Origin of the sequence: Marinobacter sp. ES-1 (assembly GCF_000475255.1) — a bacterium.
GTDB lineage: Bacteria > Pseudomonadota > Gammaproteobacteria > Pseudomonadales > Oleiphilaceae > Marinobacter > Marinobacter vinifirmus.
On the sequence record NZ_AXBV01000096.1, the window covers coordinates 53,540 to 70,093 of the forward strand.

Annotated in this window: 16 protein-coding genes; 9 read left to right on the forward strand and 7 right to left on the reverse strand. The window is 59.8% G+C overall.

Features of this window, described 5'->3' with window-relative positions; translation table 11 throughout:
* The first annotated feature begins 195 nt into the window (after window positions 1-195).
* The 5 genes from Q668_RS14945 (at window position 196) to aroE (ending at window position 4,815) form a co-directional block, all read left to right on the forward strand.
* Complete coding sequence (locus Q668_RS14945; protein WP_022990435.1) at window positions 196-1,212, forward strand: LysM peptidoglycan-binding domain-containing protein; 1,017 nt, start codon at window positions 196-198, stop codon at window positions 1,210-1,212.
* A gap of 83 nt (window positions 1,213-1,295) precedes the next feature.
* Window positions 1,296-2,441, forward strand: a complete 1,146-nt coding sequence (gene dprA / locus Q668_RS14950; protein ID WP_036220255.1) for a DNA-processing protein DprA — start codon at window positions 1,296-1,298, stop codon at window positions 2,439-2,441.
* A 46-nt stretch (window positions 2,442-2,487) separates the two neighbouring features.
* Window positions 2,488-3,060: an L-threonylcarbamoyladenylate synthase gene (locus tag Q668_RS14955; protein ID WP_022990437.1), complete on the forward strand. Its 573-nt coding sequence runs from the start codon at window positions 2,488-2,490 to the stop codon at window positions 3,058-3,060.
* An 8-nt stretch (window positions 3,061-3,068) separates the two neighbouring features.
* Complete coding sequence (gene hemF, locus Q668_RS14960) at window positions 3,069-3,998, forward strand: oxygen-dependent coproporphyrinogen oxidase (RefSeq protein WP_022990438.1); 930 nt, start codon at window positions 3,069-3,071, stop codon at window positions 3,996-3,998.
* Window positions 3,988-4,815 (forward strand): shikimate dehydrogenase, encoded by an 828-nt coding sequence (aroE, locus tag Q668_RS14965; protein ID WP_022990439.1) that lies wholly within the window; start codon window positions 3,988-3,990, stop codon window positions 4,813-4,815. The genes hemF and aroE overlap by 11 nt, the downstream gene beginning before the upstream one ends.
* 9 nt (window positions 4,816-4,824) lie before the next feature.
* Here aroE and Q668_RS14970 read toward each other — a convergent pair whose 3' ends face one another.
* Together Q668_RS14970 and Q668_RS14975 are read right to left on the reverse strand one after the other, a co-directional pair.
* Complete coding sequence (locus Q668_RS14970) at window positions 4,825-5,274, reverse strand: Hsp20/alpha crystallin family protein (RefSeq protein ID WP_022990440.1); 450 nt, start codon at window positions 5,272-5,274, stop codon at window positions 4,825-4,827.
* Between the two features lie 190 nt (window positions 5,275-5,464).
* Window positions 5,465-6,004 carry a gamma carbonic anhydrase family protein gene (locus Q668_RS14975; protein ID WP_036220210.1) on the reverse strand — a complete coding sequence of 180 codons (540 nt, stop codon included), beginning with the start codon at window positions 6,002-6,004 and terminating at the stop codon, window positions 5,465-5,467.
* 293 nt (window positions 6,005-6,297) lie between these two features.
* Between Q668_RS14975 and prlC the strand changes: the two genes are divergently transcribed.
* Window positions 6,298-8,343, forward strand: coding sequence for an oligopeptidase A (prlC, locus tag Q668_RS14980; RefSeq protein WP_022990443.1), 2,046 nt, complete (start codon window positions 6,298-6,300; stop codon window positions 8,341-8,343).
* Between the two features lie 56 nt (window positions 8,344-8,399).
* Window positions 8,400-8,669, forward strand: coding sequence for a YheV family putative zinc ribbon protein (locus Q668_RS14985; RefSeq protein ID WP_022990444.1), 270 nt, complete (start codon window positions 8,400-8,402; stop codon window positions 8,667-8,669).
* A gap of 409 nt (window positions 8,670-9,078) precedes the next feature.
* Here Q668_RS14985 and Q668_RS14995 read toward each other — a convergent pair whose 3' ends face one another.
* The 5 genes from Q668_RS14995 to Q668_RS15015 all read right to left on the reverse strand — a co-directional run bounded on the left by Q668_RS14995 (window position 9,079) and on the right by Q668_RS15015 (window position 13,526).
* Window positions 9,079-10,401, reverse strand: coding sequence for a Na+/H+ antiporter family protein (locus Q668_RS14995; protein ID WP_022990446.1), 1,323 nt, complete (start codon window positions 10,399-10,401; stop codon window positions 9,079-9,081).
* 114 nt (window positions 10,402-10,515) lie between these two features.
* Window positions 10,516-10,746 carry a DUF1653 domain-containing protein gene (locus Q668_RS15000; RefSeq protein WP_022990447.1) on the reverse strand — a complete coding sequence of 77 codons (231 nt, stop codon included), beginning with the start codon at window positions 10,744-10,746 and terminating at the stop codon, window positions 10,516-10,518.
* A 197-nt stretch (window positions 10,747-10,943) separates the two neighbouring features.
* Window positions 10,944-11,330: a DoxX family protein gene (locus Q668_RS15005; protein ID WP_022990448.1), complete on the reverse strand. Its 387-nt coding sequence runs from the start codon at window positions 11,328-11,330 to the stop codon at window positions 10,944-10,946.
* 89 nt (window positions 11,331-11,419) lie between these two features.
* Window positions 11,420-12,064: a hypothetical protein gene (locus Q668_RS15010; protein ID WP_022990449.1), complete on the reverse strand. Its 645-nt coding sequence runs from the start codon at window positions 12,062-12,064 to the stop codon at window positions 11,420-11,422.
* A 190-nt stretch (window positions 12,065-12,254) separates the two neighbouring features.
* Entirely contained in the window at window positions 12,255-13,526 is a 1,272-nt protein-coding gene (locus Q668_RS15015; RefSeq protein WP_413771529.1) for an MATE family efflux transporter, read from the reverse strand.
* 259 nt (window positions 13,527-13,785) lie between these two features.
* On the opposite strand from Q668_RS15015, the gene coxB reads away from it, so the two are divergent.
* Together coxB and ctaD are read left to right on the forward strand one after the other, a co-directional pair.
* Window positions 13,786-14,910, forward strand: a complete 1,125-nt coding sequence (coxB, locus tag Q668_RS15020; RefSeq protein WP_036220212.1) for a cytochrome c oxidase subunit II — start codon at window positions 13,786-13,788, stop codon at window positions 14,908-14,910.
* Window positions 14,911-14,967: 57 nt separating this feature from the next.
* Window positions 14,968-16,551 carry a cytochrome c oxidase subunit I gene (ctaD, locus tag Q668_RS15025; RefSeq protein ID WP_022990453.1) on the forward strand — a complete coding sequence of 528 codons (1,584 nt, stop codon included), beginning with the start codon at window positions 14,968-14,970 and terminating at the stop codon, window positions 16,549-16,551.
* Window positions 16,552-16,554: the final 3 nt, after the last annotated feature.

Consider the following 16,554-nt stretch of genomic DNA (forward strand, 5'->3'; position numbering starts at 1 on the left):
TGAGTACAAACTGATCAGTCGATAGCTAAAATCTTTCAGGGAAACCAAAGAATTCACTGGAAGAACAAAAGATAACATCACAAATCGCCAGACTTCTTCTATAGTAACGGGAATAACAACGTAATAAGCTGCCGTCATACCGCAGCGGCATTACCTAACGCATAGATTCTAGGCACGCGATCAAGGATACAGACAATGAGGAAACTGTTGTACGCTCTGGCAGCCACGGCGCTGCTGTTTACCTCCTGGGCCCATGCAGAACCCGAGTTCAGGGCTGATCATCCTGAGCGTTACACTGTCGTGAAAGGGGATACCCTTTGGGACATTTCAGGGCGATTTCTGAATAACCCCTGGTACTGGCCGGAAATCTGGCATGTGAACCCGCAGGTTGCCAACCCTCATCTGATCTATCCGGGCGATCGCCTGGCACTGGTGTATATCGACGGCAAGCCACGCATCACCAAGGTGGCCACCAGCGATGTGGTGAAGCTGTCGCCGCAGGTTCGCTCTGAAGCCATCGACACGCCAATTCCTGCCATCCCGCTGGACGCCATTGCCAGCTTCCTGACCGATACCCGCATTGTGTCGCCGGAAGAACTGAACGGCGCGCCCTACGTGCTGGAAGGTGAAGACAGCCGCATCATTACTGGTGCCGGCGACAAGATCTACGCCCGTGGCGAGAAGCCCGCCGACCGCGTGGGTGTGTTCCGCCGCAGCAAGGAATTCCGTGATCCGGAAACCGGAGAATTCCTGGGCCTGGAAGCCCGCAGCATTGCCCGTGGTACCGTTGCGGCTGAGGACGGTGACGTCCTGACCGTTAACCTGAACAAGTCCAGCGAGGAAGTGCGCATTGGCGATCGCCTGCTGGTGAACGAAGACCGTCGCCTGACCACCAACTTTGTGCCCAGTTCTCCGGATCAGGACATCGAAGGCGTGATGATCTCGGTAGACGGTGGTGTAAACCAGATTGGCCAGTACAACGTGGTGGCGATCAACCGTGGCGAGCGTGAAGGCCTGAAGCCTGGCAACGTGATGGCCATTCTCAAGAGTGGCAACCTGGTGCGTGACCCGGTTACTAATGAAACCATCGAGCTGCCGTCCGAGCGTGCCGGCCTGCTGATGGTGTTCCAGACCTATGAGAAGATGAGCTACGGCCTGATTCTCAAGGCGACCCGCCCGCTGGCGGTGGGCGACAAGGTAGTTAACCCCTGAGCCCGGGCCTGATCAGGCCTGTGTGCTGAGGTAAAATGGCCGGACCGGAGTGTCCGGCCATTGTTGTTTTCAAGGATGAAAAAATGTCTGTATCGAGTCTTGACCGGTCGCTGGACAACCAGTGGCTGCTGCTTTCCCTGTTACCCCGCTTTGCCACCCGTGCCCGCGAGCGGGTGCTGGCCAATGCCGACTGCCTGACCGATGTCTTGTCGATGAACCCGGCCACCCTGAAAGCGCTGGGGCTGTCGGCTGAAACCATGTCGGCGATCCATGGCTGGCAAGCCGAAGACCTGTCCCACCCGGTGCTGGCGGAACTGATGAAAATCCGGTCGCAATGCCGGCAGCACGGTATCCGGCTGATCGGTCAGCACCATGACCACTTCCCGGAAGCCCTGCGCCAGATACACGATGCGCCCATGCTGCTATACGCACTGGGCGATACCGGCTTGTTGCTGCAGGACCAGATCGGCGTGGTGGGCAGTCGAAATGCCACCCGTACGGGCCTGGACCATGCCCGGAAGTTCGCTGCCGAGCTGGGCCGGCGGGGTTTGCTGGTGACCAGCGGCCTGGCCTTGGGGATTGATGGTGCTGCCCACGCGGGTGCCCTGGATGCCGGCCACCCGACCGTGGCCGTGGTGGGTTGCGGGCTCGACCGGCTGTATCCCGCCCAGCACCGGCAGCTGGCACACCGGATTACCGAAAACGGCCTGATTGTCTCGGAATACCCGCCCGGCACCCAGGCCCGGGCCGCTTACTTCCCCCAGCGTAACCGGATTATCAGTGGCCTTAGCCGGGGTGTGCTGGTGGTGGAGGCCAGCCTGAAGAGCGGTTCGCTGATTACGGCCCGTACCGCGCTGGAACAGGGCCGGGAAGTGTTCGCCATTCCCGGTTCGGTGCACAGCCCGGTAGCCCGGGGCTGCCACCAGTTGATCAAACAGGGGGCCCGGCTGGTGGAAACCGCTGATGACATCCTGGAGGAGCTGGGCACCTGGTGGTCCATGCAGGCGCAACCGGAGGCTGGGGAGGCTGTGGATAAAGGGCCGGTGCTGGCCGGTTTGGATAGCCGGGAAATCGCGGTGTTCGAGGCTTTGGGGTATGATCCGCAATCTACCGATGCACTGGGCCAGCTCACCGGCCTGCCAGCGGACCAGCTGATGCAGTCCCTGTTGTTACTGGAACTGGAAGGGCTGGCCCATTCGGCTCCGGGAGGCTACCTGAGAGCCGGCTGACCGGTGCATCATCACCCATAATCTGTGTGGATTGACCGGTTTCACTATGGCGGCGAAGTCTTCCCTGAACCCCTGGCAATTGCACTGTGCCCGGCGCACTGTGCTGGCCGGTGGCGTGATTGCCTACCCTACCGAAGCAGTCTGGGGCCTGGGCTGCGATCCCTGGAACCAGGACGCGGTTGAGCGGATCCTGGAGCTCAAGCAGCGGCCCATGGAAAAGGGCATGATCCTGGTGGCTGCCTCGGTGGAGCAGGTACGCTTCCTGCTGGATCCCCTGCCCCGGGTGTTGCAATGGGAAGCCGAGCAACACTGGCCCGGGCCGATCACCTGCCTGGTGCCGGATGTGCTGGAACAGATCCCGGACTGGGTTCGCGGCCGGCACAGCACCATTGCCGTGCGCGTGAGTGACCACCCGGTGGTTCGCGACCTGTGCGAGGCCACCGGCATGCCGCTGGTGTCGACTTCCTGCAACCCGGCTGGCCGCCAGCCGGCCCGCAACATCTGGCAGGTGCGCCGCTATTTCGGCAATCAGCTCGACCGCATCGTGCCCGGCGCCCTGGGCGGCAACCGCAAACCCAGCCGGATTATTGATATCGTTACCGGAAAACAGTTTCGTTAGGAGCAAGCATGTCACAGCAGCCGGATACCCGGGCCGTAAAAGAATACCTTCTGAGCCTTCAGGATCGCATCTGCCAGCGGCTGGAGGCGGTGGATGGCCGCGCTTCCTTCATTCGTGACAGCTGGGACCGGCCGGAGGGTGGCGGTGGTATCAGCCGGGTGATGGCCGATGGCGGTGTGATCGAAAAAGGCGGGGTGAACTTTTCCCATGTGATGGGCGATACCATGCCGGCTTCTGCCACGGCGCATCGCCCGCACCTGGCCGGTGCTCCCTGGCAGGCCATGGGTGTATCACTGGTGATACACCCGGAGAACCCCTATGTGCCGACCTCCCACGCTAACGTGCGCTTTTTCATTGCCACCCCGAAAGACGGCGAGCCGGTGTACTGGTTTGGCGGCGGCTACGATCTGACTCCCTACTACGGTTTTGATGACGATTGCGTGCACTGGCACCAGACGGCCCGTAACGCCTGCCAGCCGTTCGGCGACGAGGTATACCCGAAGTTCAGGCAGTGGTGCGACGACTATTTCTACCTGAAGCACCGCCAGGAGCCCCGGGGCGTGGGCGGCCTGTTCTTCGATGATTACAACACCGGAAATTTCGAGCAGGACTTTGCCTTTATGCAGGCGGTGGGCGACAGTTATATTGAAGCCTATGAGCCGATTGTCCGGCGCCGGATGGACACCCCCTGGGGCGAACGGGAGCGGGAATTCCAGCTTTACCGCCGTGGTCGCTATGTGGAGTTCAACCTGGTGTACGACCGTGGCACCCTGTTCGGGTTGCAGTCTGGCGGGCGCACCGAGTCGATCCTGATGTCACTGCCGCCGCTGGTGCGCTGGGACTACGACCGGAAGCCGGAGCCGGGCAGCGAAGAGGCGCGTTTGACGGATTATTTCCTGACCGGACGGAACTGGCTGGAGCAAAGCGATGACAAATGAACTCTATGCGGTGGTGGGTAACCCCATCAGCCACAGCAAATCCCCCCGTATTCACAGCCTGTTTGCCAGCCAGACCGGCGAGCCGGTGGAGTACACCGCCATCCAGGCGCCCATGGACGATTTTACCGGCACCATCAGGCACTTTTTCGAGCGTGGCGGCAAAGGCCTGAACGTAACCGTACCGTTCAAGGAGCAAGCCTGGACCCTGGCTGACCATCGCACTCCGCGGGCCGAAAAGGCCGGTGCCGCCAACACCCTGTACCTTGATGCCGACGATGCCCTAGTGGCTGACAACACCGACGGTGTTGGCCTGGTGCGGGATCTAACCCGCAACCACGGCGTGGCCCTCAAAGGCCTGCGTATCCTGGTATTGGGTGCCGGCGGTGCGGTGCGGGGTGTACTGGGGCCGATCCTGGCAGAAGCACCCGCCAGCCTGACCATCGCCAACCGCACCGTGGCCAAGGCCGAGGCGCTGGTGCGCCTGTTTGCCGGTGAGGCCGGTGATACCGCACTCTCTGCCTGCGGTTTCGAACAGGCAGCCGGAGCGTTTGACCTGGTGATCAACGGCACCAGCGCCAGCCTTCAGGGTGACCTGCCGCCGGTGCCGGCGTCGATTCTGGGGGGCAACACGGTGGTGTACGACATGATGTATTCCCTGCAGACCACCACCTTCAACCGGTGGGCGCAGGACAACGGCGCTACCCGGGTGTTTGACGGGCTGGGCATGCTGGTGGAGCAGGCAGCAGAATCGTTTTATGTATGGCGTGGGGTGCGGCCTGAGACCGCACCCGTGATCGACGAGCTGCGTAACGACTGAACCGGGCGGTTACTGCACTTCCACTTCGATGGCCTTGGGTTCTTTCGGCTCGGCCTTCTGCAGGGTCAGCGTCAGCATGCCATCCTTGAAGTTAGCCTTCACACTGTTCTCGTCCACGTTGTCGGGCAGTGTGAACCGGCGCATGAAGCTGCCGTAGAAACGCTCGATGCGGTGCAGCTTCTTGTCCTTGGTTTCTTCCTCGCTCTTGCGTTCACCCTGAATGGTGAGCACGCCGTCGTGCACGGTGACCTTCACATCATCCTTGTTCATGCCCGGCAGTTCGGCTTCTACCGTGAAGGCATCGGCGGTTTCCTTGATATCCACTGCCGGTGCCCAGTCACTGCGGCTGAACAGGTCCTTGCCTTCCCGCTCATTACGGACCAGCCCGAACATACGGTTGTAGCGGTTCATCAGGTCATCAAACTCGCTGATCGGATTCCAGCGTGTAATGTTGCTCATGGGAACTCCTCCTGTAACGATGTCGAATCTGAGATGGTCATCAGCTTCGCTCGCGGAACAGCTCCAACCCGGTGGCGCCCCCGGATGGACTCCGTGAACTTCTGCTATTGAGGAAAGTAGGTGCAGGCGGGAAATTTTCAAGGTGCCCCTGATCAGAATTTGATCTGAATCAGGGGCGGTTGGTCAGGGCTTATTCGGCAGGGTTCAGGTATTCGTCTTTCAGTTTGACGTAGTTGGCGGCGGTGTACTTGAAGAAAGTTTTTTCCTTATCGCTCAGGGCCCGGGCCTGTTTGCAGGGGGAGCCGACATACAGATAGCCGGATTCCAGGCGTTTGCCCGGTGGTACCAGGGTGCCGGCGCCGATAATGACTTCGTCTTCCACCACGGCGCCGTCCATCACGGTACAGCCCATGCCGACCAGGACCCGGCTGCCAATGGTGCAGCCATGCAGCAGGGCTTTGTGGCCAACGGTCACGTCGTCGCCCAGGATCAGCGGCCAGCCGCCGGGGTTGAAGTCGCTGGCGTGGGTGATGTGCAGTACGGAGCCGTCCTGGATGCTGCAGCGGTCGCCGATGCGGATTTTGTGCATGTCGCCGCGGATGACGGTCATGGGCCAGACGGAGCAGTCTTCACCCATTTGAACGTCTCCGATGACTACTGCGCTCTCGTCTACCCAGGTGCGTTCGCCAAATTGTGGTGTGGTACCCTTGTGAGTTCGTACATTTGCCATTACATATACCTTTTGACTGGCCTCGAATTGAGGGGAAGGAGTCTTTGGGAGGAGGGCTTTCCAAAAAACGCTCCTTCGGCACCCCTTCGGGGTCCGGCCCGCAATCACAGATTGCGGTCGCTCAGCTGTCGCATGAAGCTTCGCTTCATCAGCGCTCGGCTGAGCCCATGTGGCGCTTCTGCTCCGCCATCCATGGCTCCGCAAATTTTTGGAAAGCCCTCCTCCCAAAGACTCCCCCAAGCATTGGAGTTGCCTGAAAGTAACCTAAACCCGGACAGCTGAGAAGGGGACCTATGAATAACCCGCTTTTGACAGATGATTTGTTACCGAAATTTGGTCACATCCGCACCGAGCACATGGAAACGGCGATTGACCAGATTCTCAGCGAAAACCGCGTAAAAATTCAGGAGTTGGCGCAGCAGGACGATCCCACCTGGGACACCCTGGCCCAGCCCATGCAGGCGCTGGAGAACAAGCTCAGTAACGCCTGGTCGGTGATTTCCCACCTGAATGGTGTGATGAATAACGACGACCTGCGCAAGGTGTACAAGAACTGCCTGGAGAAGCTGACCGAGTACAGCACGGAAGTGAGCCAGAACGGTGCCCTGTGCGAGGCCTACAAGAAGCTGGCTGCACGGGAGGATTTCAAGGAGCTGAGTGAGCCCCAGCGCAAGTCCATTGAAAACATCCTGCGGGATTTCCGTCTGGGTGGTGTGGATCTTCCGGAGGACAAGAAGAAGCGTTATGCGGATCTGTCCCGGGAGCTGGCGGAGTTGTCCAACAAGTTCAGCGACAACGTGCTGGATGCTACCCAGCACTGGTTCAAGCACATTACCGATGTGGACGAGCTGTCCGGTCTGCCGGAAACCGCCATTGAGGGCGCCAAGCAGGCGGCCCGCCAGAAGGAGCTGGATGGCTATGTGATTACCCTGGATTTCCCGAGCTTCTACCCGGTGATGACTTACTGCGACAACCGGGAGCTGCGCCGGGAGGTTTACGAGGCGTTTGTCACTCGCGCCTCTGATCAGGGCCCGGATGCGGGTACCTGGGACAATACGCCGGTGATGGGAGAAATCCTCAAACGTCGTCACGCCCTGGCCCAACTGCTCGGGTTTGATAATTATGCGGAGCGGTCTCTGGCTACCAAGATGGCCCGCAATACCGACGAGGTGCTGGATTTCCTGAACCAGCTGGCGGGCAAGTCGAAGCCTCAGGCAGAGAAGGAAATTGCCGAGCTGAAGGCGTTTGTGAAAGACGAGCACGGCGTGGACGACTTGCAGGCCTGGGACATCGGCTACTACAGCGAGAAGCTGCGCCAGAAGCAGTACGACATCTCCCCGGAAACCCTGCGGCCTTGGTTCCCTGTGGATAAGGTGGTGCCGGGCCTGTTCCGGGTGGCGGAGAAGCTGTTTGATGTGCAGATTGAAGAGCACACAGACGTCGAAACCTGGCATGAAGACGCCAAGGCCTACTGCATCAGCCGCAACGGCCAGCCCATCGCCTGGTTCTACCTCGACCTGTTCGCACGTCAGGGTAAACGTGGCGGAGCCTGGATGGCCGACTGCCGGGTGCGCTGGCGCGATATGCGCGGCAAGCTGCAGCTGCCGGTGGCGTTCCTGACCTGTAACTTCACCCCGCCGGTGGATGGCAAGCCGTCGCTGCTGACCCACGACGAAGTCACCACCCTGTTCCACGAATTCGGCCACGGCCTGCACCACATGCTCACGCAGGTGGAGGTGATGGATGTATCCGGCATCAACGGCGTGGCCTGGGATGCGGTGGAATTGCCCAGCCAGTTCCTGGAAAACTGGTGCTGGAACCCGGAATCCCTGGCCCTGATCGCCAGCCACCACGAAACCGGCGAACCGCTGCCGGAAGACCTGCTGCAGAAACTGCTGGCGGCCAAGAACTTCCAGTCCGGCATGGGCATGGTGCGGCAGCTGGAATTCTCGCTGTTCGACTTCCGCCTGCATGCGGAATTCACCGACGAAGCCCCCACCAACCCGCTGGACATGCACCGCAAGGTGCGCGAAGACATCGCAGTGGTGCAGTCGCCGGAATTTAACCGCTTCCCCAACGGCTTCTCCCACATCTTCGCCGGCGGTTACGCCGCGGGCTACTACAGCTACAAGTGGGCGGAAGTGCTGGCGGCGGATGCCTTCTCCCTGTTCGAAGAGAAAGGCATCTTCGACCCGGAAACCGGCCAGGCCTTCCTGCACAACATCCTGGAAAAAGGCGGCTCGCAGGAGCCCATGGAACTGTTCAAAGCCTTCCGGGGCCGCGAACCGCAGGTGGATGCCCTGCTGAAACAAACCGGCATCACGGACGAAGCTGCCTGATACAATCCACCCCGGTTGTCGTATCCGGCAACCGGGTGTTCTTCTGGAGTAACGTTATGGCAAGTCCGAAACGCTTCATCGCCGGCGCCGTGTGTCCCCGCTGCGCCGAGATGGACAAAATTACCATGTTCACCACCGACGCCGGCGACCAGGTTCGCGAATGCGTGGCTTGCGGCTACACCGATGCGTTGTCCGACCAGCCCCAACCCGAGGCCCCGGAAATCGAAACGCGGGTAAACAAAAAGGGCAACACCGACGATCATACCGTCAAGCAGGTGGTGTTCTTTAAATCTGGCTCCGATTCCGACTCTGGCTCTGGTGAGTAGGTCTGGCCCTGGCCCTAGCCTGCCGGTTTTGGGGGGTTAGAGGCCACGGGGGTGCTTTTCTTCCGGGAAAAACAACTCGCTTCGCTCAGACATCTTTTTCCCTGCAGAAAAGCACCCCCGTACCCTCTAAGCCAAACTGCACGGAAATCGTTTGATTAGGGTTTGGTTTCTTTCTTTTTTCTCTTTTCTTCTTTCTTCTTTTCCTTCCGTACCCCTCATTGGTACGACGTGAGGGGGTGGGTCAGGTTTTTTTCCGCCGGAAATGGATGTCTGAGCGCAGCGAGTTGCATTTCCAAGGGAAAAAACCTGACCCACCCCATCGCAGCCCCCAAAACCAGCAGGCTACGATCAAGAATATGCCCCCCAAACAGGCAGGCTACGATCAGGACGGCAAGCTCCAAAAACGGCGTCAGAGCACCATCGCGGCCAACCACCCGAAGGCGAGCAACGGCAGGTTGTAGTGCAGGAACGTAGGCACCACAGTATCCCAGATGTGGTTGTGCTGGCCGTCCACGTTCAGGCCGGCAGTTGGCCCGAGGGTGGAATCAGACGCTGGTGAACCCGCATCACCCAGGGCACCGGCGGTACCGACCAGGGCGACGATCGCCAGGGGGCTGAAACCCAGTTGCAAGGCCAGCGGCACGTACAGGGCGGCGATGATGGGAATGGTGGAGAACGACGAACCGATACCCATGGTAATCAGCAGGCCGACCACCAGCATCAGCAGCGCAGCCAGTGCCTTGTTCTCACCGATGGCGGCAACCGAGCCCTCTACCAGGCTCTTGATCTCGCCGGTTTCCCGCATAACTTCGGCAAAGCCGTTGGCGGCGATCATGATGAAGCCGATCATCGCCAGCATCTTCATGCCCTCAGTGAACAGGTCATCGGCTTCTTTCCACTTCACCACACCGGAAATGTTGAACAGCACAAAGCCGGCCAGCGCACCCAGGATCATGGAGCCCAGCCAGAGCTGAACCACAAACGCCACCACAATGGCCAGCAGCGCCATGAACAGGGTTTTCGGGCTGTATTTCACATCCACCCGCTCGGTGCGTTCGATGAGTTTCATGTCGTAACCGCGGCCACCCCGGTAGCTGAAGAACACCGCGATCAGCAAGCCGATGAACATACCCAGGGCCGGCAGGGCCATGGCGGACATAACGTTCAGTTCGCTGGCGTCGACACCGTTGTCGGCTACGTTAGCCAGCAGGATTTCATTCAGGTAGATGCCGCCGAAGCCCACTGGCAGGAACATGTACGGGGTAATCAGGCCGAAGGTGAGTACACAGGCTACCAGCCGGCGGTCCATGTGCAGCTTGGCCATGACAAACAGCAACGGTGGCACCACCAGGGGAATAAAGGCGATGTGGATGGGCAGGATGTTCTGGGACGAAATGGCGACGGCCAGCAACAGGCCGATGATCATGAAGCGGATGCCGGTGGCCGCGCCGCCTTCATCCTGGCGGCCTACCATGGCCAGGGCTTTGTCGGCCAGGGCGTGGGCCAGGCCGGATTTGCCGATGGCCACGGCGAAGGCACCCAGGGTGGCGTAGGACAACGCCACGGTTGCACCGCCACCGAGGCCGGAGTTGAAGGCATTGATGGTGTCTTCAAGGGACATTCCGGCCACCAGGCCACCGGAAATGGCACCGATGATCAGGGCAACGACAACGTGGATGCGGCACAGGCTCAATACGAGCATGATCAGTACCGCGGCAACAACGGCATTCATGGCAGACTCCGGGTAGGAATATTGGGTTTACCGGCACCTTTTGGGCACCGGCGGCACGAAAAGTGCGCTAATGTGCAGGAAATGACCGCATCAGTCAAAGTGGTTGTGTAACGGTCAGCCAGCATCCACGCGGGCAAACCGGGGTACCTGTTCGCCGGCCACTTCTACGGTTTCCCGGAACATGGCCAGCGGCCGAACCCACAGGCTGTAGTCGCCGTACAGGCAGCGATACACTACCAGTGGCTCTTCGGTTTCGCTGTGCCGGGCGACGCCGATCACTTCGTAGTCCTGGCCTTTGTAGTGCCGGTAGCGGCCGGGCTCAAGGGTGTGTTTCTTGTCAGGCATAGGATTCTCTCTGGTGGTAGGTCAATTCTATCCCCTTATGATAGGGGCTCTGGTGAGATTGTCGGGTTAATTGAGTTACCCGACAACTCGCTCGGTGTTGATGCGGTACGCAGTCTGCCGCAGCAGCGCTGGCCCTGGCGTACCGGATCAAGGTGTGGCGTGATGAGGCTGTTGCCCCGGCAGACCGGGGCTGAGGCTCAGTTCTTCAGCTTGTACTTGCCCGGCCCCATAAACACCACGGCCAGCGCGGTAAACAGGAAAAAGCCCTGCAGTTCCAGTGCCCAGCCGCCGTTACCGGCCAGCGACAGCAGCTGGTGGCTGTGCACCAGCACAATGGCCACAAGCATGTTGAAGACAATGATCAGCGCGCCAATGCGGGTCTGATACCCCAGAATCACCATCAGTGGTGCCACCACTTCCCCGATATACACACCGTACGCCAGTATCGCCGGCAGGTTATGGCTGGCCAGCTGGGCCTCGATAAAACCGATGCCATTAAACAGTTTTGCGATGCCGTGAAACAGCAGCAGGCCACCGAGGGTAAGCCGGACAATCAGTTTTCCAAGGTCGGTATTCTCAAGCACAGGGCAAGCCTCCGGAACAGTGAATGGACGGCCGAAGGATACAGGGTTATTGCACAGAAATTCAGTGACTTGTTGGTCAGGATGTTGTTTTACAGGGCCGGGCCAAGGGAAAACCGGATGTGGTTCCGCTCCAGCAGGTTTTCCCAGTAATTGCGCATCCAGTCCCAGGCCCGGTTGTTGAACTGCTCCACGAAGGGGTCCAGGTCCAGGTCGTAGTAATCCGGGGTGCCGGCAATCTGCAACACGGTCACGGTGATGGCATCGTCCAGCTCGTTGGCGAACGGCTCGCCGATCAGTTCGTGGGCCAGCAGGTTGGCCCGGGTGGCTTCCAGGTCTATCAGCTCGCCGGCCCGGATAGAACGGTTGTTGTCGTGCATCTCTTCCATCAGCCGGTGGCACAGGTAGGCCCGGATCAGCAGGCCGTCCAGGCCGTCATAGCGGACCAGCAGCACCGAGGGCTGGGTGAAATAGCGGATAGCGGCATCAATGAATGGCTGGAACAGGGGCTTGGTGCCGGCGTCGATGGCGCAGGTGTCTACGCACTCGATCAGCCGTGGCGCCATTTCGATGTATTCCACGGCAAACTGGAACAGGCAGGTGGCAGGCTGGCCGTCGATTACGATCGATGACGGCAGCCTGGTCGCCTTGTCTTTCAGCTGCCGGAGAAAGCTCCCCGAGCGGGCTTCCTGGCGACGTGCCTGGTCAATAATCTCGAGGACTGCCTGTGGTGTCATGTCAGGAGATGCCGATGTAGGTACAAAATGAGGTCGCAAGGCGCCTCCCCTTCTCCAGGAGCAACCAAGTGGCAGTCGGCCGGGCTGGCCAGCTGAACTGCCTGCCGTTTAAAAACAGTGTAGCCAATATTTTTTATGGCGCTGCCGGCAGGCGGCAAAATCCCCTGCGGAAAACCGAAACCCCGGCTGCTTAGCGGGCCTGAAACCACACATCCTGGCGGGTGTAGCGCCAGCACAACCAACCCATACTGCCAGCGCGGGCCAGCATCAGGCTGATCAGTGCCAGCCACAGGCCATGGTTGCCCCAGCCGGTAGTCAGCCACCACACCGGCAAAAACACACCAAGCGCTGAGAACAGCATGGTGTCCTGCATTTCCCGGGTGCGGGTAGCCCCGATAAATACGCCATCCAGCAGGTAACTCCACACCGCTGCGAACGGTAACATCCAGAGCCAGGGCAGGTATTGCCAGGCGGTGGTTTGTACTTCTTCAATGCCGGTCAACAGGCTGATCAGCCAGCGGCCCCCGAGCACAAAGCCGATGGTCAGCAGTAATGCGCCCCAAAGCGACCAGCGCAGGGCGCTGGCGAACACCGCCTTGAAGCGTCGCCTGCTGCCCCGGCCGATGGCTTCGCCGATCAGCGCTTCGGCCGCGTTAGCAAAGCCGTCCAGGGCATTGGAGATCACCAGCAGGAAAGTGATCAGCACGGCATTGGCGGCCAGGATGACATCCCCTTGCCGGGCACCCTGGGCGGTGAAGAAGGCCAGGCACAGCAGCAGGGCGATGGTACGCACCATGATGTAGCGGTTCACCTGCAGGATGCGCAGGTAATCCGATACCTTGCCGAACAGCTCCCGGGTCAGCTGCTGGCCCTCCGGCATGCGTTTGAGCACGATCATTACACCGATGGCGGTGGCCCCGTATTCGGCCATCACGGTGGCCATGGCCACGCCCCGGCTGTTCCAGCCCAGAACGGTCACGAAGAACACGTCCAGCACGATGTTGATGCCGTTGGCGATGATCAGCATAACCATGGGCCCGCGGGGGAACTGGGTGCCAATCAGCCAGCCCACCAGGGTGTACTGGCACAGCACCGCCGGCGCACTCCAGATTCTGATGGCAGCGTATTCCGCAGCCAGTGCCGCAACATCCGGGCTGGGGTTCATCAGCTTCAGGCCCAACGCAATCAGCGGTTGATGAAACAGGATCAGTAACAGGCCAATGCCTACGGCCAGCAACAGCGAACGCAGCAACAGCGCCACCTGGGCAAAGGCATCCCGCTGGCCCCAGGCCTGGGCGGCCAGGCCGGTGGTGCCCATGCGCATGAAGCCGAAGGTCCAGTACAGGATGGTGAACAGATTGGCGCCCACCGCAACCGCGCCCAGGTATTCCGGGCTGTCCAGGTGGCCAAGCACGGCCGTATCCACCAGCCCCAGCAGGGGCACGGTGAGGTTGGTCAGCATCAGCGGCCAGGCCAGTGTCCACAGGCGGCGATCGGTAGGGCGAACAACGGCCTTATAAATTCTGCTTATCAAAACGGGTTGCTTATCCTTTTTAGGTTTAATGATTTTTTAGTCTTTTTTTGATCTGTGTCTACACTGACATTTGATGTATCCGTAAGCAGGCTTTCACTCTCGGTGGTTCCGCTGTTGCGAGCTTCGGAACAGACCGCAGAGGGATGACGCAAAATCCGACAAGAATAACACTCTGTGGAGACACAGTATGCGCGTGCATGCCAAGCGGGCAGTTGCCCTAGCCGCTGGTCTGTTGTCACCGGCTGTAGTCATGGCGGACTGGACCATGAATATGGCTCCGGGGGTAACCGGTACCAGCAACCAGATTTTCAGCCTTCACATGACCATTCTCTGGATCTGCGTGGCCATCGGTGTGGTGGTGTTCGGGGTCATGTTCTGGTCGATCTTTGCCCATCGCAAATCCCAGGGTGCCAAGCCCGCCAATTTCCACGAAAACACCGTGGTGGAAATCCTCTGGACCATTATTCCCCTGGCCATTCTGGTTGCCATGGCCGTGCCTGCCACGGCAACCCTGGTGGAGATGTACGACACCAGCGAGTCCGAGGTGGACATCAAGGTTACCGGTTACCAGTGGCGCTGGCGCTATGAGTACATCAACGACGATTTCGGTTATTTCTCCAGCCTGTCCACCCCGAGGGAGCAGATCGAGAACCGCCAGGCCAAGGGTGAGAACTACCTGCTGGAAGTGGACAACCCGCTGGTGATTCCGGTGGGCAAGAAGGTGCGCTTCCTGCTGACCGCCAATGATGTGATTCACTCCTGGTGGGTGCCGGAATTCGGTGTGAAGAAAGACGCCATCCCCGGCTTTATCAACGAAACCTGGACCCGCGTGGACGAGCCGGGCATCTATCGCGGCCAGTGCACCGAGCTGTGCGGCAAGGACCACGGCTTTATGCCGGTAGTGGTGGAGGCGGTGCCCGAAGAGGAATATAACGCCTGGGTAGCCGAACAGCGGGCCGCCGCAGAAGCCGAGCGCCAGCTGACCGAGAAAGACTGGACCCTGGAAGAGCTGATGGAGCGGGGCGAGAAGGCCTACGCCAGTGCCTGTGCTTCCTGTCACCAGCCGGATGGTACTGGCATGCCGCCGGCCTTCCCGGCACTGAAGGGCAGCCAGATCGCAACAGAGGACATGGCCGCGCATATCGATATCGTCGTGAATGGTAAGTCCGGCACAGCGATGCAGGCCTTCGGTGGTCAGCTGAGTGAAGTGGACCTGGCCGCGGTGATTACCTACGAGCGGAATGCCTGGGGTAACAACACCGGCGAGATGGTCACGCCGAAAGAGATTTTTGATTACAAGAACCAAGAGTAATCGACGCCAGATAACAACAATCACCAGCCATAACAAACGGCGGTAACGGGGGTTTTCATGAGTGCGGTTGCAGATACCCACAGCCAGGAACATCACCACGGCCCGGCCAAAGGCATCAGCCGCTGGCTGCTGACCACCAACCATAAAGACATCGGGTCTATGTACCTGATCTTCAGCTTCGCCATGTTCCTGCTGGGCGGCAGTATGGCGATGGTGATCCGGGCCGAACTGTTCCAGCCCGGCCTGCAGATTGTGCAGCCGGAGTTCTTCAACCAGATGACCACCATGCATGGCCTGATCATGGTGTTCGGCGCGGTGATGCCGGCCTTTGTGGGGCTGGCCAACTGGATGCTGCCGCTGATGATCGGCGCGCCGGATATGGCGCTGCCACGGATGAATAACTGGAGTTTCTGGCTGCTGCCCTGTGCCTTCCTGATCCTGGTGTCGACCCTGTTCATGGAGGGTGGCGCGCCCAACTTTGGCTGGACCTTCTACGCCCCGCTATCAACCACTTACGGGCCCCCGAGTACCACTTTCTTCATCTTTGCCATCCACATTATGGGCGTGTCTTCCATCATGGGCGCCATCAACGTGATTGCCACTATCCTGAACATGCGGGCACCAGGCATGAAGATGATGAAAATGCCCCTGTTTGTCTGGACCTGGCTGATTACCGCCTTCCTGCTGATTGCCGTGATGCCGGTGCTGGCCGGTGCGGTCACCATGATGCTGATGGACATCAACTTCGGCACCAGTTTCTTCGATGCTTCCGGCGGTGGTGACCCGGTGCTGTTCCAGCATGTGTTCTGGTTCTTCGGGCACCCGGAGGTGTACATCATGATCCTGCCGGCGTTCGGGGCTATTTCCCATATCGTACCGGCCTTCTCCCGCAAGCCGCTGTTCGGCTATGCCTCCATGGTGTATGCCGTGGGCGCCATTGCCCTGCTCTCCTTCCTGGTATGGGCGCACCACATGTTTACCGTGGGCATACCGCTGGCGGGTCAGCTGTTCTTTATGTATGCCACCCTGCTGATTGCCGTGCCCACCGGGGTGAAGGTGTTCAACTGGGTAACCACCATGTTCCGGGGTTCCCTGAGTTTTGAAGCTCCCATGCTGTTTGCCGTGGCCTTTATCATCCTCTTCACCATCGGTGGCTTCTCCGGGCTGATGCTGGCCATTGCCCCGGCGGACTTCCAGTACCACGACACCTACTTTGTGGTGGCGCACTTCCACTATGTACTGGTGCCGGGGGCCATCTTCGGTATCTTCGCCTCGGCTTACTTCTGGCTGCCCAAGTGGACCGGCCACATGTACGACGAAACCCTGGCCAAGACCCACTTCTGGCTGTCGTTTATCGGCATGAACCTGGCCTTCTTCCCTATGCACTTCCTGGGGCTGGCAGGCATGCCCCGGCGGATTCCGGACTACGCCCTGCAGTTCTCGGACTTCAACATGGTGTCCAGTATCGGGGCCTTCATGTTCGGTGTTACCCAGCTGCTGTTCCTGTTCATTGTCGTCAAGTGCGTGCGCGGTGGTGAAAAGGCCGCGGCCAAGCCGTGGGATGGAGCTGAAGGGCTGGAATGGACGGTGCCGTCGCCGGCGCCCTATCACACTTTCTCTACACCGCCGGAAGTGAAATAACCG